The 26,699-nt window shown below is 74.8% G+C and carries 24 protein-coding genes and 1 riboswitch; of the genes, 8 read left to right on the top strand and 16 right to left on the bottom strand.

Features of this window, described 5'->3' with window-relative positions; genetic code table 11:
* Nucleotides 1–88: 88 nt before the first annotated feature.
* Nucleotides 89–964, top strand: a complete 876-nt coding sequence (locus JOE68_RS22170) for a DUF2382 domain-containing protein (protein ID WP_204844208.1) — start codon at nucleotides 89–91, stop codon at nucleotides 962–964.
* A 153-nt stretch (nucleotides 965–1,117) separates the two neighbouring features.
* Here JOE68_RS22170 and nadC read toward each other — a convergent pair whose 3' ends face one another.
* Genes nadC through nadA form a run of 3 tightly spaced genes read right to left on the bottom strand, consistent with a single transcriptional unit; the run spans nucleotide 1,118 to nucleotide 4,613 of the window.
* Nucleotides 1,118–1,981 carry a carboxylating nicotinate-nucleotide diphosphorylase gene (gene nadC, locus JOE68_RS22165; RefSeq protein ID WP_204844207.1) on the bottom strand — a complete coding sequence of 288 codons (864 nt, stop codon included), beginning with the start codon at nucleotides 1,979–1,981 and terminating at the stop codon, nucleotides 1,118–1,120.
* Nucleotides 1,978–3,597, bottom strand: a complete 1,620-nt coding sequence (locus JOE68_RS22160; protein WP_204844206.1) for an L-aspartate oxidase — start codon at nucleotides 3,595–3,597, stop codon at nucleotides 1,978–1,980. Before JOE68_RS22160 ends, nadC begins: the two co-directional genes overlap by 4 nt.
* Nucleotides 3,594–4,613 (bottom strand): quinolinate synthase NadA, encoded by a 1,020-nt coding sequence (gene nadA / locus JOE68_RS22155; protein WP_204844205.1) that lies wholly within the window; start codon nucleotides 4,611–4,613, stop codon nucleotides 3,594–3,596. Before nadA ends, JOE68_RS22160 begins: the two co-directional genes overlap by 4 nt.
* A 63-nt stretch (nucleotides 4,614–4,676) precedes the next feature.
* Between nadA and JOE68_RS22150 the strand changes: the two genes are divergently transcribed.
* Both JOE68_RS22150 and JOE68_RS22145 read left to right on the top strand, forming a co-directional pair.
* Nucleotides 4,677–5,366, top strand: a complete 690-nt coding sequence (locus JOE68_RS22150; protein ID WP_307819809.1) for an NUDIX hydrolase — start codon at nucleotides 4,677–4,679, stop codon at nucleotides 5,364–5,366.
* Nucleotides 5,363–6,028 (top strand): LON peptidase substrate-binding domain-containing protein, encoded by a 666-nt coding sequence (locus JOE68_RS22145; RefSeq protein WP_204844203.1) that lies wholly within the window; start codon nucleotides 5,363–5,365, stop codon nucleotides 6,026–6,028. Before JOE68_RS22150 ends, JOE68_RS22145 begins: the two co-directional genes overlap by 4 nt.
* A 140-nt stretch (nucleotides 6,029–6,168) precedes the next feature.
* Here the strand turns inward: JOE68_RS22145 and JOE68_RS22140 are convergent, their stop codons facing one another.
* From JOE68_RS22140 to bioD, 4 genes are all read right to left on the bottom strand, one after another.
* A complete protein-coding gene (locus JOE68_RS22140; protein ID WP_204844202.1) occupies nucleotides 6,169–6,759 on the bottom strand; it encodes a DUF2567 domain-containing protein in 591 nt (196 codons plus the stop codon).
* Between the two features lie 40 nt (nucleotides 6,760–6,799).
* The gene (gene bsaP, locus JOE68_RS22135; protein WP_204844201.1) at nucleotides 6,800–7,060 is read right to left on the bottom strand and encodes a biotin synthase auxiliary protein BsaP; all 261 of its coding nucleotides are present in this window, start codon (nucleotides 7,058–7,060) and stop codon (nucleotides 6,800–6,802) included.
* Nucleotides 7,057–8,073, bottom strand: a complete 1,017-nt coding sequence (gene bioB / locus JOE68_RS22130) for a biotin synthase BioB (protein ID WP_204844200.1) — start codon at nucleotides 8,071–8,073, stop codon at nucleotides 7,057–7,059. The genes bsaP and bioB overlap by 4 nt, the downstream gene beginning before the upstream one ends.
* A 143-nt stretch (nucleotides 8,074–8,216) precedes the next feature.
* Complete coding sequence (bioD, locus tag JOE68_RS22125) at nucleotides 8,217–8,933, bottom strand: dethiobiotin synthase (protein WP_204844199.1); 717 nt, start codon at nucleotides 8,931–8,933, stop codon at nucleotides 8,217–8,219.
* Between the two features lie 60 nt (nucleotides 8,934–8,993).
* Here bioD and JOE68_RS22120 point away from each other — a divergent pair, with 60 nt between their 5' ends.
* Complete coding sequence (locus tag JOE68_RS22120) at nucleotides 8,994–9,233, top strand: glutaredoxin family protein (RefSeq protein WP_204844198.1); 240 nt, start codon at nucleotides 8,994–8,996, stop codon at nucleotides 9,231–9,233.
* A 72-nt stretch (nucleotides 9,234–9,305) separates the two neighbouring features.
* Here the strand turns inward: JOE68_RS22120 and JOE68_RS22115 are convergent, their stop codons facing one another.
* Both JOE68_RS22115 and JOE68_RS22110 read right to left on the bottom strand, forming a co-directional pair.
* Complete coding sequence (locus tag JOE68_RS22115) at nucleotides 9,306–10,568, bottom strand: adenosylmethionine--8-amino-7-oxononanoate transaminase (protein ID WP_204844197.1); 1,263 nt, start codon at nucleotides 10,566–10,568, stop codon at nucleotides 9,306–9,308.
* On the bottom strand, nucleotides 10,555–11,781 hold the full coding sequence (locus tag JOE68_RS22110; RefSeq protein WP_204844196.1) for a cytochrome P450 family protein: 1,227 nt from the start codon (nucleotides 11,779–11,781) through the stop codon (nucleotides 10,555–10,557). Before JOE68_RS22110 ends, JOE68_RS22115 begins: the two co-directional genes overlap by 14 nt.
* A gap of 418 nt (nucleotides 11,782–12,199) precedes the next feature.
* Here JOE68_RS22110 and JOE68_RS22105 point away from each other — a divergent pair, with 418 nt between their 5' ends.
* The 3 genes from JOE68_RS22105 to JOE68_RS22095 are packed head-to-tail and all read left to right on the top strand — an operon-like array spanning nucleotide 12,200 to nucleotide 15,224.
* Nucleotides 12,200–13,459 (top strand): alpha/beta fold hydrolase, encoded by a 1,260-nt coding sequence (locus JOE68_RS22105; protein WP_204844195.1) that lies wholly within the window; start codon nucleotides 12,200–12,202, stop codon nucleotides 13,457–13,459.
* Nucleotides 13,460–13,479: 20 nt separating this feature from the next.
* Entirely contained in the window at nucleotides 13,480–14,583 is a 1,104-nt protein-coding gene (locus JOE68_RS22100) for a sensor histidine kinase (RefSeq protein WP_204844194.1), read from the top strand.
* On the top strand, nucleotides 14,580–15,224 hold the full coding sequence (locus JOE68_RS22095; RefSeq protein ID WP_204844193.1) for a response regulator: 645 nt from the start codon (nucleotides 14,580–14,582) through the stop codon (nucleotides 15,222–15,224). The genes JOE68_RS22100 and JOE68_RS22095 overlap by 4 nt, the downstream gene beginning before the upstream one ends.
* A gap of 56 nt (nucleotides 15,225–15,280) precedes the next feature.
* Here JOE68_RS22095 and dnaE read toward each other — a convergent pair whose 3' ends face one another.
* Nucleotides 15,281–18,817, bottom strand: a complete 3,537-nt coding sequence (gene dnaE / locus JOE68_RS22090; RefSeq protein ID WP_204844192.1) for a DNA polymerase III subunit alpha — start codon at nucleotides 18,815–18,817, stop codon at nucleotides 15,281–15,283.
* A 162-nt stretch (nucleotides 18,818–18,979) separates the two neighbouring features.
* Between dnaE and JOE68_RS22085 the strand changes: the two genes are divergently transcribed.
* Nucleotides 18,980–19,852: an Lrp/AsnC family transcriptional regulator gene (locus JOE68_RS22085; RefSeq protein ID WP_204844191.1), complete on the top strand. Its 873-nt coding sequence runs from the start codon at nucleotides 18,980–18,982 to the stop codon at nucleotides 19,850–19,852.
* A gap of 59 nt (nucleotides 19,853–19,911) precedes the next feature.
* Here the strand turns inward: JOE68_RS22085 and JOE68_RS22080 are convergent, their stop codons facing one another.
* From JOE68_RS22080 to JOE68_RS22055, 6 genes are all read right to left on the bottom strand, one after another.
* Entirely contained in the window at nucleotides 19,912–21,102 is a 1,191-nt protein-coding gene (locus tag JOE68_RS22080) for a multidrug effflux MFS transporter (protein WP_307819808.1), read from the bottom strand.
* 93 nt (nucleotides 21,103–21,195) lie between these two features.
* Nucleotides 21,196–21,759, bottom strand: coding sequence for a hypothetical protein (locus JOE68_RS22075; protein WP_204844189.1), 564 nt, complete (start codon nucleotides 21,757–21,759; stop codon nucleotides 21,196–21,198).
* A gap of 87 nt (nucleotides 21,760–21,846) precedes the next feature.
* Nucleotides 21,847–22,731, bottom strand: coding sequence for an RluA family pseudouridine synthase (locus JOE68_RS22070; protein ID WP_204846228.1), 885 nt, complete (start codon nucleotides 22,729–22,731; stop codon nucleotides 21,847–21,849).
* Nucleotides 22,732–22,772: 41 nt separating this feature from the next.
* Complete coding sequence (gene lspA, locus JOE68_RS22065) at nucleotides 22,773–23,399, bottom strand: signal peptidase II (protein WP_346039040.1); 627 nt, start codon at nucleotides 23,397–23,399, stop codon at nucleotides 22,773–22,775.
* Between the two features lie 22 nt (nucleotides 23,400–23,421).
* Nucleotides 23,422–24,738 (bottom strand): aminotransferase class V-fold PLP-dependent enzyme, encoded by a 1,317-nt coding sequence (locus JOE68_RS22060; RefSeq protein WP_204844187.1) that lies wholly within the window; start codon nucleotides 24,736–24,738, stop codon nucleotides 23,422–23,424.
* A gap of 43 nt (nucleotides 24,739–24,781) precedes the next feature.
* A riboswitch (SAM riboswitch) is annotated at nucleotides 24,782–24,896 on the bottom strand.
* A 167-nt stretch (nucleotides 24,897–25,063) separates the two neighbouring features.
* Complete coding sequence (locus tag JOE68_RS22055; RefSeq protein WP_346039039.1) at nucleotides 25,064–26,536, bottom strand: potassium/proton antiporter; 1,473 nt, start codon at nucleotides 26,534–26,536, stop codon at nucleotides 25,064–25,066.
* Between the last annotated feature and the right edge of the window lie 163 nt (nucleotides 26,537–26,699).

Below are 26,699 nucleotides of genomic sequence, written 5' to 3'. Positions count from 1 at the left end.
GAGTCGCACAACCAGGTGACGGCCGGGTCGCCCGTTCCAGGTCGCGGGTAATCCGCCAGGGCAGGTGATACCACCCGAAGGGGAAATCATGATCAACCAGGCCGAAGTGGACCGGTTGTACGACTGCGACGTGGTCGACTCGCACGGCGAGCGGATCGGGTCGGTCAAGCAGGTGTGGCTCGACGACCGCGACGGGCGCCCGATGTGGGCTTCGGTGCACACCGGGCTGTTCGGGCTCAAGGAGACGTTCGTGCCGATCCAGGACGCTCGGATCGACAAGGGGAGCATCACCGTCCCGGTGGAGAAGCAGCAGGTCAAGGACGCGCCCCGGATCGACGTCACCGACGAGCACATGTCCGACGCCCAGCAGGACGAGCTGTACCGCTACTACGGGATGATCCCGACGGCGAACACCGGCGAGCACGACCGCATGCCCGGTGGCCGGGGCGGTCAGGCCCGCGGTCAGGCCGAGCAGACCCGCGGCGGGCAGACCGGCGCCGAGCAGACCCGCGGCCGGGCCGAGCAGGGCGGGCACGTCCACAGCGAGCACACCCGGCTCCCGGGGATGCGCGAGGACGCCCCGGCCCGGCAGCCCCGCGGCAAGGCGGCCGAGGGCGACTCCGTGACCCGCTACGAGGAGCAGCTCGACGTCGGCACGCGCGACGTGGCGGCGGGTCGGGTGCGACTGGTCAAGCACGTCGTCACCGAGCAGCAGAACATGACGGTGCCGGTCTCGCACGAAGAGGTCCACGTGGTGAGCGAGCCCGCCGACGGCGCGACCGGGGAGGCTTTCACCGAGGAGGAGGCCGAGGTGACGCTGCGGCGGCAGGAGCCCGTGGTCGAGAAGCGGGCGGAGCCGGTGGAGCGGGTGCGGCTGGACAAGGAGACGGTGACCGAGCAGCGCCAGGTCGGCGACCAGGTGCGCCGCGAGCGCGTCGAGGTCGAGCGTGACGACGAGCGCTGACCGGACGACCGGCCCGCGCCCTCGCGGGAGGGCGCGGGCCGCTCCGACCCGGTGAAGCGCTCGGTACGGGACCGGGCCGGCGTCGGACCGGTCGGCACGACCCCGGGGCGCTCCCGGGCGGACCGCACCGCCGGCGCGGCGACCGGATCCCGGTCAGCGCAGGTCCATCCCCAGGTCCAACGCCGGCGCGGAGTGCGTCAACCCGCCCACCGCGAGGTAGTCCACGCCCGTCCCGGCGTACGCGCGGGCCACGTCCAGCGTCAGCCCACCGGACGCCTCCAGCGCGACGCCGCCGGCCCGCCGCACGGCCTCCGCGCACTCCTCGACCGTGAAGTTGTCCAGCAGCACCAGCTCCGCGCCCTCGGCGAGGGCTTCGTCCAGCTGCGCCAGGGAATCCACCTCCACCTCGCACGGCAGGTGCGGCGCGCGGGCGCGCACGGCGGCCATCGCGGCGGCGACCGAACCGGCCGCGCGCACGTGGTTGTCCTTGATCAGCACCGCGTCGCCGAGGCCGAGCCGGTGGTTGACGCCGCCGCCGCAGCGGACCGCGTACTTCTCCAGCAGCCGCAGGCCGGGCAGCGTCTTGCGGGAGTCGCGCACCCGCGCCCCGGTGCCGGCGACCTCCGCCACCCAGGCCGCGGTGAGCGTGGCGACGCCCGACAGGTGGCACAGCAGGTTCAACGCGGTGCGCTCGGCGGTGAGCAGGCCGCGCACCCGGCCGCGCACCACGAGCGCCGGCTCGCCGGGGACGGCCTTGTCGCCGTCGTCGCGGCGGTCGAGCACCTCGACGTCGAGCACCTCCTCGAACACCGCCAGCGCGGCCGGGACGCCCGCCAGCACACCGGCTCGGCGCGGCGTCAGCTCGGCGACGGCCACCGCGTCGGCGGGCACCGTCGCCTCCGTCGTCGCGTCCGGGCCGTGGCGCAGGTCCTCGGCGAGCGCCGTCGTGATGACGCGGCGCAGGTCGTCGGGGTCGAGCCCGGCGCCCGGCGCGGTCGCGGGATCCACAGGGGTCATGCCACTCCCTTCGTCGCCACCGCCGGGTCGGCCAGCACGGGCTGGCCCGACGGGTTGAGCCGGACCACCTGGCTGCGGCCCCAGCGCGCGTCGTCGCGGGCGGGCGCGTCGGTGCGCACGTGGCAGCCGCGCGACTCGGTGCGCTGCGCCGCCGCCGCGATCAGCGCCCGTGCCGCCGCGGTCAGCGCCGCGTCCTCCACCAGCTCCCGGGTGTTCAGCTCCCGCTCCACCGTGGACAGGTCGAGCACCGAGCCGACCACGGCCAGCCCCTCGGCGTCCCGGCCGATCGCCGCGTACCGGCTCATGACGCGCTGCAGCGAGTCCCGGTCCGCCACCGGGGCCGTCGGCAGCTCCGCCGTGGCCGGGCAGCGGGCCAGCACGCCCAGCGCGAGGTCGGCCGCGACCGCCTCGGCGGCCCGCGCGCCCACCACCAGCCCCTCCAGCAGGCTGTTGGAGGCCAGCCGGTTCGCGCCGTGCAGCCCCGTCCGGGCCACCTCGCCCGCCGCGTACAGGCCGGTCACGCCGGTCCGCCCGGACCCGTCGGACACCACGCCGCCGCACGCGAAGTGCGCGGCGGGCGCAACCGGGATCGGCTGCCCGGACGGGTCGACGCCGGCCGCGACGCACGCCGCGTGCACGGTCGGGAACCGCCGCGCGAAGTCGGAGACGCCGGTGGCGTCGAGGAACACGTGGTCGTCCACGCCGCCCGGCGCGTCGCCCAGGCGCCGGGTGATGGCCGCCGCCACGACGTCGCGCGGCGCCAGGTCCTCCAGCGGGTGCACGCCGCGCATGACCCGCGCGCCGGTCGCGTCGACCAGCACCGCCCCCTCGCCGCGCACCGCCTCGGTGACCAGCGGGCACCGGCCGCGCGCGCCCCGCCCGGTGTACAGGACCGTCGGGTGGAACTGCACGAACTCCATGTCCGCCGCCGCCGCGCCGGCCCGCAGCGCGAGCGCCAGCCCGTCGCCGGTCGCCACCTCCGGGTTGGAGGTGGCCTGGTAGAGCTGGCCGAGGCCGCCGCTGGCCAGCAGCACGGCCGGTGCGCTCAGCACGCCCGGCACGCCCCCGTCGTCGAGCACCAGCAGCCCGCACACCTGGCCGAGCGGGGTGCGCACCGCGTCCACCGCGACGTGCCGCTCCAGCACCGGGACCCGGCCGTCGGCCGCCGCGGCGAGCAGCGCCCGCTCCACCTCGGCCCCGGTCGCGTCGCCGCCCGCGTGCACCACCCGGAACGCGCTGTGCCCGCCCTCCCGGGTGCGCGCCAGCCGGCCGCCCGCCGCGGCGTCGAACACCGCGCCCCGCTCCCGCAGGCCGGTCACGGCCGCCGGGCCGCCCGCGATGATCTCCCGCACGGCGCCCTCGTCGCACAGCCCCGCGCCCGCCACCAGCGTGTCGCGGACGTGCGCCTCGACGGTGTCGCCCTCGTCGTGCTCGCCGGGCAGCACGACCGCGACACCGCCCTGCGCCCACCGGGTGTTGCCGTCGTGCTGCTCGGCCTTGGTGACGACCAGGACGCGCAGGCCCAGCTCACGCGCGCGCAGCGCGGCGGTCAGGCCCGCGACGCCCGTGCCGACCACCACCAGGTCGGCGCCGGCCTCCCACAGCGGGGTGCTCACTCGCCGCCGCCGGGCTGACCGATCTCGATCATGCGCTGCACGGCGCCCTTCGCGCGCCGGGCGGTGTCCGGGTCGACGTGCACCTCGTCCCTGCCCTCGCGCAGGCAGCGCAGCAGGGCGGTCGGGGTGATCATCTTCATGTACCGGCAGGAGGCCCGGTCGTTCACGGCGCGGAAGTCGATCTCCGGCGCGGCCCGGCGCAGCTGGTGCAGCATCCCGACCTCGGTGGCCACCAGGACCGACCGGGCGCTGGTGCTGCGGGCGGCGGTGATCATGTCGCCGGTCGAGAGGATGCGCACCTTCTCGGCCGGCACGGTGCCCTCGCCCGCGAGGTAGAGCGCGGAGGTCGCGCAGCCGCACTCGGGGTGGATGAACAGGTCGGCGTCCGGGTTCGCCGCCGCGCGCTCGGCCAGCTCGGGGCCGTTGATGCCGGCGTGGACGTGGCACTCGCCCGCCCAGACGTGCAGGTTCTCCCGGCCGGTCTCGCGCTTGACGTGCGCGCCGAGGAACTGGTCGGGCAGGAACAGCACCTCGCGGTCGGCCGGGATGGAGGCCACCACGTCCACCGCGTTCGACGAGGTGCAGCAGATGTCGGTCTCCGCCTTCACCTCGGCGGTGGTGTTGACGTAGGACACGACGACCGCGCCGGGGTGCTCGGCCTTCCACGCGCGCAGCTGGTCACCGGTGATCGAGTCGGCCAGCGAGCAGCCCGCGCGCTCGTCCGGGATCAGCACGGTCTTGTGGGGCGCCAGGATCTTCGCGGTCTCGGCCATGAAGTGCACGCCGCAGAACACGATGGTCGACGCGTCGCTCGCCGCGGCGATGCGGCTCAGCGCCAGCGAGTCGCCGGTGTGGTGCGCGATGTCCTGGATCTCCGGCAGCTGGTAGTTGTGCGCGAGGATCACCGCGTCCCGCCTGCGCGCCAGCTCCAGCACCTCGTCCCGCCATGCGGCGTCCGGCGCGATGCCGTCGTACGCACCGTCAGAGGTTCGCTCCACGTAGGCGGTAGCGACCATGGTTCTCCTCCTTCAGCCAGGTTTTCGCCTTTCGGTCGAAAACATGGCCGATAGTATCAGCCGGTGGGACTCGCCGGACATGAGGTACTGGCCGCAGTGCTCCAGGTGAGAGCCGGATCACTCCAGGTCATGCTGTGGGAACGCGCTCGGGAGCCGCACGCTCACCGCTGGTCGCTGCCGGGCGGCGGGCTCGGCGACGACGAGGACGTCGAGACCTCCATCCGCCGCCAGCTCGCGGAGAAGGTCGACGTGCGGCAGCTGTCCCACGTCGAGCAGCTCGCCGTCTTCAGCGCGCCCGGCCGCGTGCCCGGCCCGCGGGTGGTGGCGACGGCGTTCCTCGGCCTGGTCCCCTCGGTCACCGACCCGGTCGTGCCGGCGGACACGGCGTGGCACCCGGTGGACGCGCTGCCCCCGACCGCGTTCGACCACGAGGCGATCTGCCGCCGCGCCCGGCACCGGCTGGCGTCCAAGCTGTCCTACACCAACCTGGGGTTCGCGCTGGCGCCGCCGGAGTTCACCATCTCCGCGCTGCGCTCGGTGTACTCCGCCGCGCTGGGCTACGAGGTGTCGGCGACCAACCTCCAGCGCGTGCTGTCGCGGCGCGGCCTGCTGGAGCCCACGGGCGCGGTCGCGCCGGTCGGCCCGTCCGGCGGCCGGCCGGCGGCGCTGTTCCGCTTCGTGTCCCGGCAGATGCGGGTCACCGACCCGTTCGCCGTGCTGCGGCCACCCAGCGGCCGTAGCTTGGGCACGTGACCACGACGCTCCCGCTGTTCCCCCTGGGCACCGTGCTGCTCCCGGGAACGTCGCTGCCCCTGCACGTGTTCGAACCCCGCTACCGGCAGCTGACCGTCGACCTGGTGACCGGGGAGCTGCCCGGCCGCAGCTTCGGCGTCGTGGCGATCCGGCAGGGCTGGGAGGTCGGTCCGGGCAACGCGACGGCCCTGCACGCGGTCGGCTGCGAGGCGCTGCTGATCGACGCCAAGCCGCTGCCCGACGGCCGCTTCGACCTGTCCACGACCGGCGGCCGGCGGTTCCGGCTGCTCGACGTCGACGGCGAGAGCGCCCCCTACCTGCTCGGCGAGGTGGAGTGGGTGGACGACGTGCCCGCGCCGGCGGAGATCGCCGAGGCCCTGCCGCTGCTGGCGGACGGCGCGATGGCGGCGTTCCGCCGGTACCGCCGGGCGGCGTTCGAGGACGACCCGACCGTGGCGAAGACGGACGGGCTGGCCTACGCGCTGGCCAACGACTGCCTGCTGACGCTGGAGGACCGGCAGCGGCTGCTGGAGGAGCGCTCGGAGGCCCGCCGGCTGCGCCTGGTCCGCCGGATGATGCACCGGGAGGCGGGCATCATCGCCGCCCTGCACGCCGTCCCGGCCCCGATCGCCGAGCTGGGCCACCTCCCCCACCGGAACTGACCGCCTGCCCGGCGTTCGCCACCCCGAAGCGTTCGCGGGAGGCCGTGGCGGCGTCCGAAGGCGCAGTCCCAGGGCGCTGTCCGGGGCGCCGGGCGCCGCACGACCCGGCAGCCCCCGGCCGGCGCCGGCCCGGCCGGGACCTAGCCGAGCCGGCGGCCCAGGTCGTCCAGCCCGTTCCACGCCGCCAGGCAGCCGTAGGCCAGCGCCGTGCCCAGGGGCCAGGCCAGCAGGCCCCACCACGTCTCCAGCACCGGCGCCAGCGCGACCGCGTCCCCCACCCGGGGCGCGGCGCCCAGCGCGTACCGGCTGCCCGCCGACCCGAGGCCGGTCCGCTGCGCCAGGTACGCCGCCACACCGCCACCGGCCGTGGCCGCCAGCATCACGACCGGGCCGCGGCGCTCGCGCAGCAGCCAGACCGCCACCCCGGTGATCAGCCCCGCCCCCGCGCCGAGCAGCACGAACACCATCAGCGCGTCGAGCCGGTGGTAGCTCTCCCCCGTCACCGGGACCAGCGAGGCGTCCTGGGCGACCACGGCGTTCTGCGGTGGCGCGAGCCGCGCCCACAGCCACCCCACGGGCAGCCCGAACAGCGAGATCGTGGACAGCACGGCGAACGCGGGCAGCAGGTCCCGCTTCACCACCACCCGCGGGCGCGGCGGGGCGTAGCGGTAGACGAAGACGGGTGGCACCCGGACCGAGGCGGCCCGCTCGTCCACCGGTTGTTCCGCCACGCACGACCTCCCCAGCCCCGGACCACCGACGCAGGGCAGGTTACCGCGCGGAGGTGGTCTCGCCGTGCCGGCTGCACGTGGCGGTCCAGCCCGCCGGCGTCACCTGCACCACCATGCGGCGCGCGCAGGCCGAGCAGAACCTCGGCGGGTCGATCACCCGCAGCCGCCGGGCGCACGCCGCGTGGTCGTCACCGCCGAGGTCCTTGCCGCAGTAGCCGCAGTACGCCGCCGGTCCCGCCGCCGGCCCGGCGCCCCGCCCGGTCGCGGCGCCCTGCCCGGTCGCGGCGCCCTGCCCGGTCACAGCGTCCTGCTCAATTCCTTGATCGGCATCGACAGCTCCTGGAGCATGTCCAGGTCCTGCTGCGCCGGCCGGCCCAGGTTGGTCAGGTAGTTGCCGACGATGATCGCGTTGACCCCGCCCAGCATCCCCTGCTTGGCGCCCAGGTCGCCGAGCGTCAGCTCCCGGCCGCCCGCGAACCGCAGGATGGTGCGCGGCAGCGCCAGGCGGAACGCGCCGACGGCCCGCAGCGCGTCGGGCCCCTCCACGACGGGGTAGTCCTCGTAGGGCGTGCCGGGGTTGGGGATGAGGAAGTTCAGCGGCACCTCGTCCGGTTCGAGCGAGGCGAGCTGCGCGGCGAACTCGGCGCGCTGCTCCAGCGTCTCGCCCATGCCGAGGATCCCGCCGCAGCACACCTCCATGCCCGCCTCGCGCACCATCCGCAGGGTCTCCCACCGCTCCTCCCAGGAGTGGGTGGTGACGACCTCGGGGAAGTGCGACCGCGCGGTCTCCAGGTTGTGGTTGTAGCGGTGGACGCCCATGGCGACCAGCTCGTCCACCTGCTCCTGGGTCAGCATCCCCAGCGAGCAGGCGATCTGGATGTCGTTGCCGTCGTCCCGGATGGCCTTGATGCCGTCGCGGACCTGCGAGAGCAGCCGCCGGTCGGGGCCGCGGACGGCGGCCACGATGCAGAACTCGGTGGCGCCGGTCTCGGCGGTCTGCCGGGCGGCGCGCACCAGGCCGGGGATGTCCAGCCAGGCCGAGCGGACCGGCGAGGGGAACTGGCCGGACTGGGAGCAGAAGTGGCAGTCCTCCGGGCACCCGCCGGTCTTGAGCGACACGATGCCCTCGACCTCGACCTCGGGCCCGCACCACCGCATCCGCACCTGGTGGGCCAGCTCCAGCAGCTCGGGGACGCGCTCGTCCGGCAGCCGGAGCACCCGGAGCACCTGCTCCTCGGACAGGCCGACGCCGCGCTCCAGCACCTGCTCGCGGGCAACGCCGAGGACATCGACCTGTTCGGGGGCTGTGGTCACGACTTCTCCCAGTGGGCTCGTCCGGACGGTGATCCGGCGGCCAGTCTGCCGCACGGCCGCGCCGGCGCCCCAGCGACGTGCGTCACTGGAGCGGTCCACCCCGGCGGGGCGGCGGGCCCCGTGCCGGCGTGGCCGCGAGCGGGTCAGCAGGTGTGCGGGGCGGCGAACTTGTCCGGGTCGAACGTGCCGCCGAACCACGGCGACAGCGCGGTGCGCGCCAGGTCCAGGAACTCCGGCCGCCCCAGCGCCGCCGCGCCGTCCGGCACGACGCCGAGCAGCGGGGCGCCCGCGGCCTCGGGGAGGTCGGCCAGGTTGCAGCGGCACGCCAGGTCCGGCTCGGCGGGCCAGCGGCCCACCACCACGCCGACCGACTCCAGGCCGCGGCGCAGCAGGGCCTCGGCGGTGAGGGCCGTGGTGTTCAGGGTGCCCAGGCCCGCGTGGGCGACGACCAGCACCGGGGCGTTGAGGGCCCACGCCGCGTCGGCGACGGTCGTGCCGTCGTCGTCGAAGCGGACCAGCAGGCCGCCCGCGCCCTCCACCAGGACCAGGTCGTGGGTCCGGTCCAGGTCCGCGGCGGTCGCGGCCACCTCGCTGGGGTGCACGGTGGGCAGCCCGCTGCGGCGGGCCGCGGTGGCCGGGGCCAGCGGGTCCGGGTAGCGGCGCAGCTCGCGGGTGGTCACGGGGCCGGCCAGGCGGGTCACCTCGGCCAGGTCGCCCGGCTCGCCCGGCCCCACGCCGGTCTGGGCGGGCTTCAGCACGGCCACCCGCCGGCCGTCGGCCGCGGCCAGGGCGGCCAGCGCGGCGACGACCACCGTCTTGCCGACCTCGGTCCCTGTTCCGGTGATCACCAGGACGCTCACGGGCACTCACCCTACGACTACACGCAGCGTTGCCGCCGGCCGCGTTCTAGCATCACGCATATGGGTGAAATCGTTCTCTACGGTGCGGACTGGTGCAGCGACTGCCGACGGGCCAAGGCTTGGCTGCGGGAGCACGAAGTGGCCTTCACCGACGTCGACGTCGAGCACGACGACGCGGCCCGCGACCGCGCGGTCGAGCTGGCGGGCGGGCGGAGGAACATCCCGGTGGTCGTCCTGGCCGACGGCACGGTGCTCGTCGAGCCCACCGACGTGCAGCTCGCGGCAGCCGTGCGGGTCTGACGTCGGCCCGGCGCGGGACCGCCGGGCAGCAGCCCGCCCGCAGGAGGACGGCGCGGAAGGGGGCCGCCCGCCTCAGGCGCCGCGCGCGGCCTCGGCCGCCGCCACCACGGCCGAGGTGATCGCCGCCACGTCCTCGTCGGTGCTGATGAACGGCGGCATGGTGTAGATCAGGTCGCGGAACGGCCGCAGCCACACGCCGTGCGCCACGGCCGCCGCCGTCGCCGCGGCCACGTCGACCTCGTGGTCCAGCTGCACCACGCCGATCGCCCCGAGCACCCGCACGTCGCCGGGCGCGTCCGCCAGCCCGGCGGACAGGCCGGCGGAGATGCGCGCCACCGACGCGCGCCAGTCCTGCGACAGCAGCAGGTCGACCGACGCCAGCGCCACCGCCGACGCCAGCGGGTTGCCCATGAAGGTCGGGCCGTGCGCCAGGACGGGCACCTCGCCGCGCGAGATGCCCTCGGCGACGCGCCCCGTGCACAGCGTGGCCGCCAGCGACAGGTACCCGCCGGTCAGCGCCTTGCCCACGCACATGACGTCCGGGCTGACCGACGCGTGGTCGGCGGCGAACAGCTCGCCGGTGCGCCCGAACCCGGTGGCGATCTCGTCGAAGATCAGCAGCACGTCGTGGGTCAGCGTCAGCTCCCGCAGCACGTGCAGGTACCGCGGGTCGTGGAACCGCATGCCGCCCGCGCCCTGCACGACCGGCTCCACGATGACCGCCGCCAGCTCGTCCGCGTGCTCCTCGACCAGCCGGGCCAGCTCGGCCACGTAGTCGGTCTCCAGCTCGCGCGGCGGCGGGCCGGCGAACACCTGCTCGGGCAGCACGCCGCGCCACAGCGCGTGCATCCCCCCCTCCGGGTCGCACACGGACATCGGCTGGAACGTGTCGCCGTGGTACCCGCCGCGCCAGGTGAGCAGCCGCCGCTTCTCCGGCCGCCCCCGGGAACGCCAGTACTGCAGCGCCATCTTCACCGCGACCTCGATCGACACCGAGCCCGAGTCGCACAGGAAGACGTGGCGCAGCGGTTCCGGGGTGATGTCGACCAGCTTCGCCGCCAGCGCGACGGCGGGCTCGTGGGTGAGGCCGCCGAACATCACGTGGCTCATGCGCCCGAGCTGGGCGCGCGCGGCGGCGTCGAGCACCGGGTGCCGGTAGCCGTGGATCGCGGCCCACCACGACGACATGCCGTCGACGAGTTCGCGGCCGTCGTCCAGCCGGAGCCGGACGCCCTCCGCCTCCGCGACGACGAGGGGCTGGTGGGTGCCCGGCATCGGGCCGTACGGGTGCCAGACGTGCGCTCGGTCCAGCCTCAGCAGCTCATCGCGGTCCACGGGGCTTGAGGTTAACCGGGAGGGTGTGGAGGCCGCGCATGAGCGTGCTGGCGCGCCACCGCAGCGTCTCCGGCTCGGCGGCCGGGCTGATGTCGTAGCGGTCGAGCAGCGTGCCGACGGCGATCTCGCCCTCGGCGCGGGCCAGCGGCGCGCCCAGGCAGTAGTGGATGCCGTGCCCGAACGCGAGGTGCCCGCCGGGCGGCCGGGTGATGTCGAACGACTCCCCGTCGGGGAACCGGCCCTCGTCGCGGTTGGCCGACAGCAGCGACACCAGGACGATCTCCCCCTCGGGGATGGTGACGTCGCCGAGCACCACCTCCTCGGTGGTGTACCGGAAGGTCGCCTGGTTGACCGGGCTCTCGTAGCGCAGGAACTCCTCGACCGCGCCGGGCAGCAGGGACCGGTCGGCGCGCAGCTCCGCCAGCTGCCCGGGGTGGCGCAGCAGGTGGTGGACGCCGTTGGCGATCAGGTTCACGGTCGTCTCGTGGCCCGCGATCAGCAGCAGGAACGCCATGGACAGCAGCTCGGTGTGGCTGAGCCGGTCGTCGTCCTCGGTGGCGTGCACCAGGGCGGAGAAGAAGTCGTCGCCGGGGTTGGCGCGCTTGGCCTCGACCAGCTGCGACAGCAGCGCCGCCATCCCGCTGCCCGCCTCCTCGATCAGCGCCGGCTCGTTGCCGCCGACCAGGACGTCGGACCAGCGCCGGAAGTCCTCCCGGTGGGCCAGCGGCACGTCGAGGATCTCGCAGATGACCTGGATGGGCAGCGGGAACGCGAGCGCTTCGATCAGGTCGACCTCGGCCTGCCCGGCGGCGGCGTCGAGCAGCTCGTCGGTGATCTGCTGGATGCGCGGGCGCAGCTGCTCGACCCGGCGGGCGGTGAAAGCCTTGGTGACCAGCTTGCGCAGGCGGGTGTGCTGGGGCGGGTCGCTGTTGAGCATGTGCTGGGCGAGCGACAGCTCGAACTGCGCCCGCTCGCCGTGGCCGGTGAAGTGCTTGTCGAACAGCGGCTGGAGCCCGGCGAAGCCCTTGGCGAACCGCGGGTCGGCCAGGGCGGACCGGCTCTCGTCGTAGCGGGTGACCAGCCACACCTTCAGGCCGCGCGGCAGGACGACCCGGCGGGCGGCGGACTGCTCGCGCATCTCGGCGTGGACGGCGTGCGGGTCCTGGAGGTACTCGTCGCCGAGCACTTCCGGGGCGATGGTGTTCTCCGCCATGGTGTGGTGAGCCCCCTCTGGATCGGTTTTCCATTCAACGCTTGAGGAATCCGAGCGGTGCCCGCTCCCGCGGATCTCACCCGATCGGCGCAGCCGGGTCTGTCGCGCGGCAGACGACCGGGAGGGCCGCGCCTGGTCGGATCGGCCCATGGTGATCACACGCCCGGCCGCCCTCCTCGCGGTGCTGGTGCTGCTCGTGGCAGGGGCCGGAACGGCTGCCGGGGCGAGCCCCGCAACAGGTACAGCGGCGAGCCTCGCAACAAGCACAGCGGCGAGCCCCGCAACAGCTACAGCCGCGAACCCCACAACGAGTACAGCCGCGAGTCCCGGGGCCGACCTCGGGTGGGCCGCGCCGGCCGACCGCGCCGGCCTCTCGTGGCGGGCCTGCCACGGCGACCTCCGGTGCGCCGACCTCCTCGTGCCCGCCGACTGGTCGCGGCCGGGGCGCGACCGGATCCCGGTGGGGCTGCTGAAGATCCCCGCGCGCGCCGACCGCCTGGGCACGCTGCTGCTCAACCCCGGCGGTCCCGGGGCGGCGATCCGGAACTTCGCCCTGCCCGCCTACCGGGAGCAGTTCGCCGGGTTGGCGCAGCGGTTCGACGTGGTGGTGTTCGACCCGCGCGGCATCGGCGCGAGCAGCGGCGTCACGTGCCCCGCGCCGAACCCCGCCGCCCTGACGCCACCGCTGACCGGGGCCGGGCTCGCCGCCTACGCCGAGGCCAACGCGCGGTTCGACGCCGCGTGCGACACCGGGCCGCTGCGCGGCCGGCTGAACGCCCGCCAGGTCGCCCACGACATGGAGGCCGTGCGCGTCGCGCTGGGCGAGCGGAGGCTGAACTACTTCGGCAACTCCTACGGCACCGTGTACGGGCAGGTCTACGCCGAGCTGTTCGGCCGCAACGTGGGCCGCATGTACCTGGACAGCGTGCTGGACCACACGCAGCCGGACCTCGCCGGGTGGGCGCTCCCGGGCGCGGTCACCGCCGAGCGCAACCTGCACCGGCTGGCGGCGTGGTGCGCGGCGGACCCGGCGTGCGCCCTGCACGGCCGCGACCTGGTGGCGGTGTGGGACCGGGTGCTGGCCGCCGCGCCGGTCCCCGCGCCCGGCACGGACGGCGTGGACGCGACCGCGATCCTGGCGTGGGCCGGCAGGCGGATCGGCGACGACCGCGGGTGGGCCGACCTCGCGGCCGGTCTCGCGCAGGCCGACCGGGGCGACGCGTCGGCGCTCGTCCGCCGGCCGGAGCCGCCCGACCGGACCCTGGCGCGGACGGCGCTGTGCTCGGACTTCCCCTTCCCCGCCGGCTACGAGGAGCTCAAGCGGGTCGAGACCGGGTTGAGGGCGGTCGCGCCCCGGCTCGGCTGGGCGGTGCAGGCGTGGAACGTGTCCGGGCACTGCTCGGGCCTGCCCCGCGTCGGCCTCCACCCGCCCGGTCCGCTGCGCGCGCACGGCGTGCCGCCGGTCCTGGTCGCCAACGGCGAGCACGACCCGCTGACGCCCGCCGAGCACGGCCGGCGCGTCGCGGAGCGGCTGCCCGGCGCGCGGTACCTCCCGGTGGAGGGCAACCACGGCCTCTACTTGCGGGGGAACACCTGCGTGCGCGACCACGTGCACCGTTACCTGTGGACCGGCGAGCTGCCCGAGCCGGGCGCGCGCTGCGGCAGCGCCACGGGTTGAGCGGCGTGTACAACGGTGCCATGGACGACCGGGCGCTCGCGGCACCCGACCGCGAGCGCCCGGCGCGACACCGCTGCCGACCGGTCGCGGAGGTCCTGGCCGCCGCCGCGGTCGTGCTGGCGCTGGGCCTGCTCGACCACCCGGCGCGGCCCGCGGTCCACGCCGCGGCGGCCCTGGCGGTGGCGGCGCCGCTGGCGCTGCGCCGGGCGCTGCCGCTGACGGCGGCCGTCGCGTCGGCGGCGGTGGCGGTCGCGGGGACCGCCGCGCTGCTGCACTGGTCGGGCGGCCTCGTCCCGGTGGCCGCGTTCTGCTCGGCCGCCCACCGCCGCGCGCGGCCCTGGCCGGTCCTCGCGCTGTCCGTCGGCTGGCAGGCCGCGGCCAAGCTGCTGACCGCGAAACCGGTGGCCGCGGCGACGTTCACCGACCTGCTCCTGCTGGGCGCGGCCCCGGTGGCGGTCGGGTGCGCGCTGCGGCTGCACCGCGAGCGGGCCGAGCACGCCGAATTCCGCTACCGCGCGGAGACCGGCCGGGCGGTGGCCGAGCGGCACGCCCGGGTCGCCCGCGAGGTGCACGACGCCGTGGGCCACCACCTGACCGCGATCCGCTTGCAGGCCACCGCCGTCCGCCGGGTCGCCGCGGACCTCCCGCCGGCCGCCGACCACGCGCTCGCCACGATCGCCGACTCGTCCGCGGCGGCGCTGCGCGAGGTCCGGGCCGTCCTGGACGTGCTGCGGGAGGACCGCACCGCCTCGCTCGCCGACGTCGCCGACCTGGCCGCCCGCGCCACCACGCCGGTCACGTTCACCCGGGACGGCCTGACCGGTCCCCTGCCGCCGCTGGTGGACCACGCCGGCTACCGGGTCGTGCAGGAAGCGCTGACCAACGCGCTCAAGCACTCCGGGGCGTCCCGGATCGACGTGCACGTCCACCGGGACCGCTCCGGCCTGACGATCACGGTGGCCGACGACGGCGCCGCCGCGCCGGTGGCCGAAGCGGGCGAGGGCGCGGGGCTGCGCGGGATGCGGGAACGGGTCCGGCTGCTCGGCGGCACCCTGCGGGTCACCGCCCGCGAGCCGCGCGGCCTGCTGGTCGAGGCCCGCCTCCCGGTGGGCTCCCGGCCGTGATCCGCACCCTGATCGCCGACGACCAGGCCGCGGTGCGGTGGGCGCTGCGGCTGGTGCTGGACGCCGAACCGGACATCGAGGTGGTGGACGAGGCGGCCGACGGCGCGGAAGCCGTCGACAAGGCCCGGTGGCGGGGCGTGGACGTCGTCGTGCTCGACCTGCGGATGCCCCGGCTGGACGGCCTGGCGGCGATCCGCCGCCTCGCCGACTCGGTCAACCCGCCGCCCGCCGTGATCGCCCTGACCACGTTCGACCTGGACGAGTACCTGTTCGGCGCGCTGGAGGCGGGCGCGGTCGGCTTCGTGCTCAAGGACAGCGACCCGGCGCTGCTGGTCCACGCCGTCCGCGCGGCGGCCGGCGGGCAGGGCCTGATCGACCCGCAGGTCACCCGGCGCGCGATCCGCCGGTTCGCCGCCCTGGCCCCGCGCCCCGCGCCCGCGGACCTGGACCGCCTCACCCCGCGCGAGCGCGAGGTGCTGCTGCTGGTGGCGCGGGGCCTGGGCAACGCCGAGATCGCCCGCGCCCTCACCCTCGGCGAGGGGACGGTCAAGACGCACGTGGCGCGGGTGCTGGCCAAGCTCGGCCTGCGCACCCGCGTGCACGCCGCGATCTACGCGCACGAGCACGGGCTCGTCCGGTAGCGGCCACCGGCCGCGGGCCCGGCCCGGCGGCGCCGGACCGGGCCCGCGCGGGGCGGTCAGCCCAGGCAGCCGGGGCCCAGCAGCGCCTTCAGGTCGCCCATCAGCGACGGCGTGGGGCTGACCCGCAGCGCGTCGTCCAGCTTCAGCAGCGTGTTCCGGCTGGAGTTGATGATCAGGTTCAGGTGCACCTCGGTGGTGCCCGGGTGCGCCCGCAGCACCTCCTTCAGCGAGGTGACCAGCTTCGGGTCGCAGCGCGACGCGTTGACCTTCAGCTTCAGCGCCTGCGCGCCCAGCTCCGACAGGTCCGGCACCACGAGGTCGTTGGCGATCAGCGAGATGCGGTCCTCCCGCTTGGCCACCCGCGCCTTGACCAGCACGATCGCGTCCTCGGCCACCGACATGCCGTGGACGACGTAGCTCTTGGGGAAGAACAGCACCTCGATGCCACCGGCGAGGTCCTCCAGCTGGGCCGACGCCCACGGCTCGCCGTTCTTGTTCACCCGCCGCGTCACCGACGCCAGGATGCCGCCCAGCGTGACCTGGGTGCCGTCCGCCACGTCACCCTCCAGGATGCGGGCGATCGAGGTGTCCGAGTAGGACTCCAGCACCTGCTCCACGCCGTTGAGCGGGTGCCCGGACACGTACAGGCCCAGCATCTCCCGCTCCAGCGTCAGCTGGTGCTTGGGCTCCCAGTACTCCTCCGGGATCTTCACGTCGAAGACGCTGCCCGCCCCGTCGTCGCCGCCGCCGTCGCCGAACAGGTCGAACTGGCCGCGCGCCTCCTCCTTCTTGGTGAGCATGATCGCGTCGACCGCCTCGACGTGCACCATGTGCAGGCCCTTGCGGGGGTGGCCGAGCGAGTCGAACGCGCCCGCCTTGATCAGCGATTCCACGACCTTCTTGTTGCACACCGTGGCGTCGACCTTGCGCAGGAAGTCGGAGAAGTCGGCGAACCGCCCCTTCTCCTTGCGCGCCTTGATGATCGCCTCGACCACGTTCGCGCCGACGTTGCGGATCGCGCCCAGGCCGAACCGGACGTCGTCGCCGACCGCGACGAACTCGCGCTCGGACTCGTTGACGTCCGGCGGCAGCACCGTGATGCCCATCCGGCGGCACTCGGCCAGGTAGATGGCCGACTTGTCCTTGTTGTCGGAGTTGGTGGTGAGCAGCGCGGCCATGTACTCGCCGGGGTAGTTGGCCTTGAGGTAGGCGGTCCAGTACGCAATCAGGCCGTAGGCGGCGGAGTGCGCCTTGTTGAACGCGTAGTCGGCGAACGGGACCAGGATGTCCCACAGCGTCTTGACGGCCTCCGGCGAGTAGCCGTTGTCCAGCATCCCCTTCTCGAAGCCCTCGAACTCCTTGTCGAGGATCTCCTTCTTCTTCTTGCCCATCGCGCGGCGCAGCAGGTCCGCCTGGGCCAGCGAGTAGCCCGCCACCTTCCGCGCGATCGCCATGACCTGCTCCTGGTACACGATCAGGCCGTAGGTCGTGTCCAGGATCTCCGCCAGGGGCTCTTCCAGCTCCTTGTGGATCGGCACGATCTCCTGCTGCTTGTTCTTGCGCAGCGCGTAGTTCGTGTGCGAGTTCGCGCCCATCGGGCCCGGCCGGTACAGGGCGATGACGGCCGAGACGTCCTCGAAGTTGTCCGGCCGCATCAGCCGCAGCAGGTCCCGCAGCGCGCCGCCGTCGAGCTGGAACACGCCCAGCGTGTCACCGCGGCCCAGCAGCTCGTAGGTCTTCCTGTCCTCCAGGGTGACCGAGGAGATGTCGATGGCGCCCTTGCCGTTCAGCTCGATGTTCTTCAGGGCGTCGTCGATCGTGGTCAGGTTGCTCAGGCCCAGGAAGTCCATCTTCAGCAGGCCGAGCGTCTCGCAGGTCGGGTAGTCGAACTGCGTGATGATCGAACCGTCCTGGGGCCGCTTCCACACCGGGATGTGGTCCGTCAGCGGCTCGGCGGACATGATCACCGCGCAGGCGTGCACGCCGGCGTTGCGGATCAGCCCCTCCAGGCCGCGCCCGGTGTCGATGATCTCCTTGACCTGCGGGTCGGTCTCGTACAGCGCGCGGACCTCGGCCGCCTCCGAGTACCGCTTGTGCGACGCGTCGAACACGCCGGCCAGCGGGATGTCCTTGCCCATCACGGCGGGCGGCATGGCCTTGGAGATCCGGTCGGCCACCGCGTAGCCGGGCTGGCCGTAGAGCACGCGGGCGGAGTCCTTGATCGCCGCCTTCGCCTTGATGGTGCCGAAGGTGATCACCTGGGCGACCTTGTCCGCGCCCCACTTCTCCGTCACGTACCGGATCACGTCGCCGCGCCGGCGCTCGTCGAAGTCGATGTCGATGTCGGGCGGGCTGACCCGGTCCGGGTTGAGGAACCGCTCGAAGATCAGGCCGTGCGCCAGCGGGTCCAGGTCGGTGATGCCCATGGCGTAGGCGATCAGCGCGCCCGCCGCCGAGCCGCGGCCGGGGCCGACGCGGATGCCGTTCGCCTTGGCCCAGTTGATGAAGTCGGCCACCACCAGGAAGTAGGACGGGAAGCCCATCTGCAGGATGACGTCGATCTCGAACTCGACCTGCTTGCGGTGGACCTCGTCCACGCCGCCCGGGAAGCGGCGGCGCATCCCCGCCCACACCTCCTCGCGGAAGTAGTCGGCCTCGGTCGTGCCCTCGGGCACCGGGTAGCGCGGCATCAGGTTCCGGAAGGCGAACATGCCGGTGGTGTCGACCTTCTCGGCCACCAGCAGGGTGTTGCGGCAGCCCTCCTGCCAGGCGTCGGAGGAGTCGATCGCCCGCATCTCCTCCGGCGACTTCAGGTAGTAGCCCGAGCCGTCGAACTTGAACCGGCTGGGGTCCTGGAGGGTCTTGCCGGTCTGCACGCACAGCAGCGCGTCGTGCGCCTCCCGGTCCTCGGCGTAGGTGTAGTGCGAGTCGTTGGTCACGACGAACGGGATGCTCAGCTTCCGCGCGATGTCCAGCAGCCCGCCGCGGACCCGGCTCTCGATCTCGATGCCGTGGTCCATCAGCTCGACGAAGAAGTTGTCGGCGCCGTAGATGTCCCGCCACTTCGCGGCGGCCTCCAGCGCCTCCTTCTCGTGCCCGAGCCGCAGCCGGGTCTGCACCTCGCCGGACGGGCAGCCGGTGGTGGCCATCAGCCCCGCCGAGTGCTCGGCGATCAGCTCGGCGTCCATCCGGGCCCACTTGCCGAGCTGGCCCTCGGTGGAGGCGCGGCTCGCGACCTTCATCAGGTTGTGCAGGCCCTCGTCGGTGCGGGCCCAGATCGTCTGGTGGGTGTACGCGCCGCTGGCCGAGACGTCGTCGGACTTCTGGCCCGGGTCGCCCCACAGCACGCGCTTCTTGTTGAACCGCGAGTCGGGCGCCATGTACGCCTCGATGCCCACCACCGGCTTGATCCCCGCGGCCGTCGCCTGCCGGTAGAAGTCGTAGGCGCCGTACATGTTGCCGTGGTCGGTGATCGCGGCGGCGGTCATGCCGAGGCGCTCGCACTCGGCGAACATGTCCTTCAGCTTCGCCGCGCCGTCGAGCATCGAGTACTCGGTGTGCACGTGGAGGTGCACAAACGAGTCCGCCACCATGCCTCCTCGAAGATCGTGGGCTGCCCGGTGGGAAGGCACGGGCAAGAGACTCCCGACCCTATAACCTCCCCTCCGCGACGCCCACAGCGACACGGGGGGTTTCCCGCGGGCCCCGGCGGGGCGATGCCGCGAAGATCGGTCCGGGCGGGTAGCGTGCCAAGGGTGGTAGCGCCGGATCCCGTCGACGCCCGTCTTCTGGCCATGCTCGCCGAGATGGGCCGCGCCGCCGTGCACGAGATCGCCGCCCGCCTGGGCATGGACCCGCGCGAGGCCGCCACCCGCCTGATCACCCTGTCCGGCAGCGGGCTGCCGCTGCTGGTGGGCGTGGAGTGCGACCCCAACGGCATCCGCAAGGCGCTGGCCAACAGCGTGGCCTGGGGCAGCTACGCCGGCCCGCAGGGGCAGGCGGCGCGCGGCACGCCGTCGGGCCCGTACCAGCCCGCCCCGGGCACCGCCCGCGGCACGCCGTCGGGCGCGTACCGGCAGGGCCCGCCCAGCAGTCCGTTCCCGGCGCAGCAGCCGCACGCCGCCCCCGTGCCGGAGCCGATGAGCACGTGGGGCCCGCCGCAGTCGTCCGGGTGGGCGCGCGGCGACCACGCGCCGGCGCCCAAGCCGCGCACCGGCAGGATCGGCAGCACGCTGGAGACCGAGGGCCTGGAGGGCGCCCGGTTCACCATCCAGCTGGTCGAGGTGGTCGACCCGGCGGACTTCCTGTTCACCGCGGCCGGCTACAAGCTGGCCGACGGCGAGCGGGCGGTCGTGGTGCACACCGAGCTGGCCAACACCGGCACGGTGACGTTCAACGCCCTGCCCGACATGTACCTGGTGCTGATGACCAACACCGGCGAGACGATCGGCAAGGCGCCCGTCTCGCTGTCGTCCCGGCCGCCGCACAAGATCGGCGTCCAGCCCGGCGAGACGGCCGGCGGGCACACCGTCTACGTGCTGCCGGAGACCACGGTGGTGACGTCGGTCCGCTGGAGCGCCCGCCCGGAGACCGACCTGAACACCCTCGTCTGGACCGTCGACGACTGACTCCGGCCGGGTGACCGCGCCCGGCCTCGCCCGGGTGACCGGTCCCGCCGGTCCGGGCTTCAGGCGGCCACCGGGGCCGGGTCCGGCCGGGTGATCCCCGCGTCGCCGCGCGCCAGGACGAGCCCCGCCACCAGCGCCAGCAGCGTCGCGGCGGCCATCACCGCCGCCATCGGCACCACGCTCGCCGAACCGCCCGCGCCGACCAGCGGCGCCATCGCCCCGGCGACCAGGAACCGCGTCACGCCGAGCACCGCCGACGCGCTGCCCGCCGCCTCCGGGTGCCGGGACATCGCCAGCGCCGCGGCGTTCGGCGTCAGCAGCCCCACGCTGGTCGTCACCGCGAACAGCGGCGCCAGGAACGCCACGAGGCCCCCGCCCGCCAGGCCGGCGACCAGCAGCCCGGCGCCGCCCGCCGCGCCCACGCCCAACCCGACGTGCAGCAGCACCCTCGGCAGCAGCCGGCCGGTGAGCAGGGTGTTCAGCAGGCCGGCGACGAAGATCGACACCGAGTTCGCCGCGAACACCAGGCTGAACCCCTGCGGCGAGAGCCCGAACACCCCCTGCAGCACGAACGGCGCGCCGGCCACGTACCCGAACAGCGCGCCCAGCGACAGCGCCGACGCCAGCGCGTAGCCCAGGAACACCCGGTCGGCCAGCAGCAGCCGGAACACCCGCAGGGTCGGCGCCACGGCCGCCGGCCGCCGCTTGTCCGGCGGCAGCGTCTCCGGCAGCCGCAGGGCCAGCACCACCAGCAGCACCAGCGCGACACCGGCCAGCACGACGAACGTGCCGCGCCACGTGGTGACCCGCAGCAGCTGGCCGCCCAGCACCGGCGCGATGACCGGCCCCAGGCCGTTGACCAGCATCAGCAGCGACATGAACCGGGCCATCGCCAAGCCCTCGAAGCGGTCCCGCGCGATCGCCAGGGTCACCACGAAGCCCGCCGCCACGCCCACGCCCTGCAGGAACCGCAGCCCCGCCAGCCAGTACGCGCCCGGCGCCAGCGCGCAGACCAGCGACACCACCAGGTAGCCGCCGAGGCCGACCAGCAGCGGCCGGCGGCGGCCCCACGCGTCCGACAGCGGCCCGACCACGAGCTGCCCCGCGGACAGCCCGATGATGAACGCCGTCAGCGACAGCTGGACCTGCGACTCGCTCGCCCCGAACTCCGCCGCCACGGCCGGGAAGGCGGGCAGGTACACGTCGATCGAGAGCGGGCCCAGGCAGCACAGCGCGCCCAGCAGGAGCACGAGCCGCGCCCGGTCCTCCGCTCCGGCGCTGCCCGACGTCGTCGTCCCGGCGCCGGGCCGGCGACCGGGACGGCGGCGACACCGGCTCACCCGCTAGCGCGCTTTCCGGTTGAACAGCTTCCCGAAGAACGAGCGCTTGGCGGGGGCCGGACCGCCCCGGGCCGGCTCGTCCGGGACCCGCCCGCCCGGAGCCCGCCCGTCCGGAGCCCGCCCGTCCGGAGCCCGCCCGTCCGGGACCTGCCCGTCCGGGACCTGCCCGTCCGGGACCGCGGCGGGCAGCGCCGGGGGCGGTGGCGCCTCGGGCGGTTCGCCGCCGATCACGGCGGGGGCGACGCCCCAGCCGTCCGGGACGCGCCGCGGGCCGATGTGCCCGCCCAGGCGCTCCGGGGCGCTCCGCCCGACCTGGTCCGCGGCGCCGCGACCGGGCGAACGCTCGTCGGGGCTCCGCCCGGCCGGGCGCTCCCCCGCGGGCCCGTCGGGACCGGGTCGGTTCCGCGCGGCCTCGCGCTCGGCGCGGTGCCGGGCCTCGGCGGCGGCCCAGGTGGCGACCACGTCCGGGCTCGACCGGCCCCGCGCCGGGCGGCGCTCCCCGGTGGGCTCGATCCGCGGCAGGCCCCGCGGTGGCGTGCGATCAGGGTCGTCGTAGTGCGCTGACACCACACGTACCTCCCCATACGAGCGGGCCGTCGACGCAAACGTTACGCGAACGCGACCTGCTCGTGGGGGGTCGATCGGTGCGCCGGGTCAGCCCTCCGCGCGCAGCAGTTCCAGCGCCGCCGCCAGGTCGTCGGGGTACTCGCTGGTGAACTCCACCCACCGGCCGTCCGCCGGGTGGTGGAAGCCCAGGGTCCGCGCGTGCAGCCACTGCCGCGTCACGCCCAGCCGCTTGGCCAGCACCGGGTCCGCGCCGTAGGTCAGGTCGCCGACGCACGGGTGCCGCAGCGCCGAGAAGTGCACGCGGATCTGGTGCGTGCGCCCGGTCTCCAGGTGCACGTCCAGCAGCGACGCGGCCCGGAACGCCTCCACCACCTCGTAGTGGGTGATGCTCGGCTTGCCGTTGGCCATCACGGCGAACTTGTAGTCGTGCTTGGGGTGCCGGTCGATCGGCGCGTCGACGGTGCCCTTGATCGGGTCCGGGTGGCCCTGCACCAGCGCGTGGTACAGCTTCTCGACGGTGCGCTCCTTGAAAGCCTGCTTGAGCACCGAGTAGGCGTGCTCGCTCTTGGCCACGACCATCACGCCGGTGGTGCCCACGTCGAGCCGGTGCACGACGCCCTGCCGCTCGGCCGCGCCCGACGTGGCGATCCGCACACCGGCCGCCGCGAGCCCGCCGACCACCGTCGGCCCCGTCCAGCCGGGGCTGGGGTGCGCCGCCACGCCCACCGGCTTGTCCACCACGATCACGTCGTCGTCCTCGTGCAGGACCGCCAGGCCCTCCACGGCGACCGCCTGCACCTGCACCGGGCGCTCCGGCTCGGGCAGCGTCACCTCCAGCCACGCGCCCGCGACCAGCCGGTCGGACTTGCCCGCCGGCTGCCCGTCGAGCACCACGTCGCCGGACTCGGTGAGCGCCGCCACCACCGTCCGCGACAGCCCGAGCAGCTTCGCCAGGCCCGCGTCGACCCGCATCCCGTCCAGGCCGTCGGGCACGGGCAGCGTCCGGTAGCCGCTCACGCGTCGGCCCCCGCGGACTCCCCGGTCCCCGGCTCCCGCTTCGGGGCCGGCCGCGTGCCGTCGTAGTCGCGCTGGAGGGCCGCCATGAGCACGATCACCGCGCCGCCGACGCAGATGCCCGAGTCGGCGACGTTGAACACCGGGAAGAAGGCGCCGTAGGGCTCGATGACCGAGATGAAGTCCACGACGTGGCCGCGCAGCGGGCCGGGGCCCCGGAACACGCGGTCCACCAGGTTGCCCAGCGCGCCGCCCAGCACCAGCCCGAGCCCGATGGCCCAGCCGACCGACCGCAGCTTGCGCGCGATCCACAGGATGAAGCCCACCACGCCGAACGCGACCAGCGCGAGGATCACCGTCCAGCCCTCGGCCAGGCCGAACGCCGCGCCGGAGTTGCGCAGGAAGGACAGGTAGACCAAGCCGCCGAACAGCTCGACGGGCTCCTGCCCCTCCAGCGACCGGACGGCGAGGACCTTGGTGACGACGTCCAGCGCCAACACCACGGGCGCGATCGCCGCCAGCAGCGCCACCCGCCGCTTCGGCGGGTGCGGCGCCCGGTCGTCCGGTTCGGCGGCCGACCCGCTGCTCGGCCCGCTGGTCGGCCCGGTGTTGGACTCAGTGCTCACGGGGCCATTGTCCAGCATCGCCTCAGCGCAGGAACGGCGGGAGCGCCCGGTCGTCGGCCACCGGCGCCCAGCGGCCGTCGACGACCTCGTAGTCCCACCGGGCGCCCTCCACCACGAGGGACCGCAGCGCGGCCACGAACCGGTCCACGTGCTCGGCGGTCGAGCCCAGCCCGAGCGACGCCCGCAGCGCGCGGTCGCCCCCCGTCAGCCGGCGCACGGCCACGTGCGCGCAGAACGCCCCGTCGCGCACGCCGATGCCGTGCTCGGCGGACAGCGCGGCGGCGAGGAAGCCCGCGTCCTGGCCGCCCACCGCGAAGCTCACCACGCCTACCCGGTCGTGCTCCGGGCCGAACAGCGACAGCTCCCGCGCGCCGGGGACGGTCGCGAGCCCGGCCCGCAGCCGGGCCAGCAGCACGCGCTCGTGGGCGACGGTCTGCTCCCAGTGCCGCCCCAGCACGTCGCAGGCCACGGCGAGCGCGTGCACGCCCACCACGTTGGGCGACCCGGCCTCGTGCCGCTCGGGCACCGCCGACCACGCCACGCCCAGCCGGTCGCCGTGGTCGGTCACCCGCGCCGTCGCGCCGCCGCCGACCAGGTACGGGTCGGCGGCCTGGAGCCAGTCCGCCCGCCCGACCAGCACGCCCGCGCCGAACGGGGCGTAGACCTTGTGCCCGGACAGCACGGCGTAGTCCACGTCCAGCGCCCCGAGGTCCACCGGGCGGTGCGGCGCGAGCTGCGCCGCGTCCAGCGCGACCCGCGCGCCGTGCCGGCGGGCCACCGCCGCCAGCTCCGCCACCGGCCACACCTCGCCGGTCACGTTCGACGCGCCGGTCACCACGACCAGGCGCGGCCCCTCGGGCGCGGCGCGCAGCGCGCGGTCCAGCTCCAGCACCGCCGCCGCCGGCGAGCCGGGCGTGCGCAGCCGCCGCACGTTCGGCCCCCGCCACGGCAGCAGCGCCGCGTGGTGCTCGGTGTCGAACAGCACCACGGCGGTGCGCCGGGGCAGGCTGCGGGCCAGCAGGTTCAGCGAGTCGGTGGTGTTGCGGGTGAACACGACGGTGTCGCCGGTGCGGGCGCCGACGAACCGGCGCACCGAGTCGCGGGCCTGCTCGTAGACGCGGGTGGACACCCGGGAGGCGAAGCCCGCGCCCCGGTGCACGCTCGCGTACCAGGGCAGCAGCTCGTCGACGGCGTCGCACACCTGCTCCAGGCAGGGCGCGCTGGCCGCGTGGTCGAGGTTCGCGTACTCGACGCGCCCGCCCGTCACCAGCGGGACGCGCAGCGCGGCGCCCACGACGCGGGGCAGAGCGGCGATGGATCCGGGAACTGCGACGGTCACGTCATCCTCCGACGGGTCCGGCGGACTCCCGCGACTCGTGGAAGGCCCGCGCTTGCCCGACGCCCTGCGCGCCAGGCCAGGTCCTCATCGGGGGCACCCCACCGCGGTAGGAGGGTTGCCGGCCAGCTAGCCCGAGCTTCGCGCTGGCACTCATGACCTCGTCGCCGACGGTAGCCGACACCGGAGCACCGGGTCGAGCACCGTTCACATCCTGGGAGCCCGCTGATCACGGCACCCGACCGGGGCGGAGCCGCCCCACCGCGCGGGACCGCCCCGCGCCCGACCCGCGCATCAGGGCAGCCCACGCGCCAGGGCAGCCCACGCGTCAGGGCAGCCCGACGTCGCCCTTCCACCGCGCGAACCGCCCGGCCCGGTCCAGCGCCCGGATGCGCTGCTCGGTCGCCGTGCGGGCGGCCTCCGTGCAGACGACCAGCAGCTGGTCCTCGACCTCCAGCCGGGTGGTGGGCTGCGGCGTGAACCCGGCGTCGGCGCGCACCACCAGGCTCACCGTCGCGCCCGGCGGCAGCCGCAGCTCGGACAGGTACACGCCGTGCAGCCGGGAACCGCGCCGGATGCGGACCTGGAGCAGCTCCGCGCCCAGCTCGTCCAGCGCGGACGAGTCGACCTGCACCTGGAGCGCCTCGCCCGACCGCACCAGCTTCAGCCACCGCGCGAGCCACGGCAACGTGGTGCCCTGCACCACCGTGAGCACGATGACCAGCACGAACACCGCGTCCACCAACTGCTGCGCGCCCGGCACCTGCTGGATGAGCGGGATCAGGGCGAACACGATCGGCACCGCGCCGCGCAGCCCCGACCACGAGATGAACACCTGCTCGCGCCAGGGCACCCGGAACGGCAGCGCCGCGAGCGCGACCGACACCGGCCGGGCCAGCAGCACCAGCACGGCGCCCGCCACCAGCGCGGGCACCAGCGCCTCCCACAGCCGGTCGGGCGAGGCGTACAGGCCCAGCAGCACGAACAGGCCGATCTGCGCGAGCCACCCCAGCCCCTCGGCGAACGACAGCGTGTCGGAGCGGTGCGGCAGCCGGGCGTTGCCCAGGACCACCGCGGCGACGTAGACGGCCAGGAACCCGGACGCGTGCGCCAGGTCGCCCGCCGTGTAGGCCAGCAGGCACACCGCGACCGTGGCCAGCGGGTACAGGCCGGTCGCGGGCAGCGCCGCCCGCCGCAGCGCGACCCCGCCCAGCCAGCCCAGCACGACGCCGATCGCCGCGCCCGCGAGCAGCTCGTAGAGCATCAGCAGCGGGGCGGTCCAGGTCACCGGGTCGGGCGAGGCCAGCAGGACGACCGCGATGTAGACCGGGGCGTCGTTGATGCCGGACTCCAGCTCCAGCGGCCCGATCAGCCGCTTGCCCACCCCGACCCCGCGCAGCACGCTGAACACCGCCGCCGCGTCCGTGGACGACAGCACCGCGCCCCACAGCAGCGCCGTGCGCCAGTCCAGGCCCAGCAGGTGGTGCAGCGCCAGCCCGGTGAGGCCGATGCTCACCGCCACGGACACCGTGGACAGCGCGATGCCCAGGCCCAGCGCCGGCCGCACCGACTCCCAGCGGGTGGTCAGCCCGCCCTCGGTGAGGATCAGCACCAGCGCCACCGTGCCCAGCGAGCGGGTCAGGTCGGCGTCCTCGAACTGGATCCCGAGCACCGCTTCGCCCAGCAGCACCCCGATGCCGAGGTACAGCAGGAGCGAGGGCAGGCCCAGCCTGATGGACACCCGCACCGCGATGACGGAGAGCAGCAGGACCGCGGCGGCGATCCCGAGAACGGCCGTCACGCCACCCACTCGACCTCCTGGTTGTTCACTCGGTGGAAGTCATTCTCCCCGGTGACGCCGATTTGGACTAATCCGGCAATCACCTCAGCGTCACCAACCGGACACCCGTACCGGAAAGCGGCCCGCGGCGGTGCGGCTCCCCGGCCGCTCCCCCGCCGCTCCC

Source organism: Saccharothrix algeriensis (assembly GCF_016907655.1).
Lineage (GTDB): Bacteria > Actinomycetota > Actinomycetes > Mycobacteriales > Pseudonocardiaceae > Actinosynnema > Actinosynnema algeriense.
The sequence above is the reverse complement of the archived record's forward strand: the minus strand, read 5'-3'. Positions and strand labels throughout refer to the sequence as shown.

Coding starts and splice junctions, on each gene's coding strand:
- nadA (WP_204844205.1), bottom strand. CDS start 4,613: ATGGTCGCTACCGCCTACGTGGAGCGAACCTCTGACGGTGCGTACGAC.
- nadC (WP_204844207.1), bottom strand. CDS start 1,981: ATGACCCCTGTGGATCCCGCGACCGCGCCGGGCGCCGGGCTCGACCCC.
- JOE68_RS22170 (WP_204844208.1), top strand. CDS start 89: ATGATCAACCAGGCCGAAGTGGACCGGTTGTACGACTGCGACGTGGTC.
- JOE68_RS22070 (WP_204846228.1), bottom strand. CDS start 22,731: ATGCGGGTCGACGCGGGCCTGGCGAAGCTGCTCGGGCTGTCGCGGACG.
- JOE68_RS22100 (WP_204844194.1), top strand. CDS start 13,480: ATGGACGACCGGGCGCTCGCGGCACCCGACCGCGAGCGCCCGGCGCGA.
- JOE68_RS22120 (WP_204844198.1), top strand. CDS start 8,994: ATGGGTGAAATCGTTCTCTACGGTGCGGACTGGTGCAGCGACTGCCGA.
- JOE68_RS22110 (WP_204844196.1), bottom strand. CDS start 11,781: ATGGCGGAGAACACCATCGCCCCGGAAGTGCTCGGCGACGAGTACCTC.
- dnaE (WP_204844192.1), bottom strand. CDS start 18,817: ATGGTGGCGGACTCGTTTGTGCACCTCCACGTGCACACCGAGTACTCG.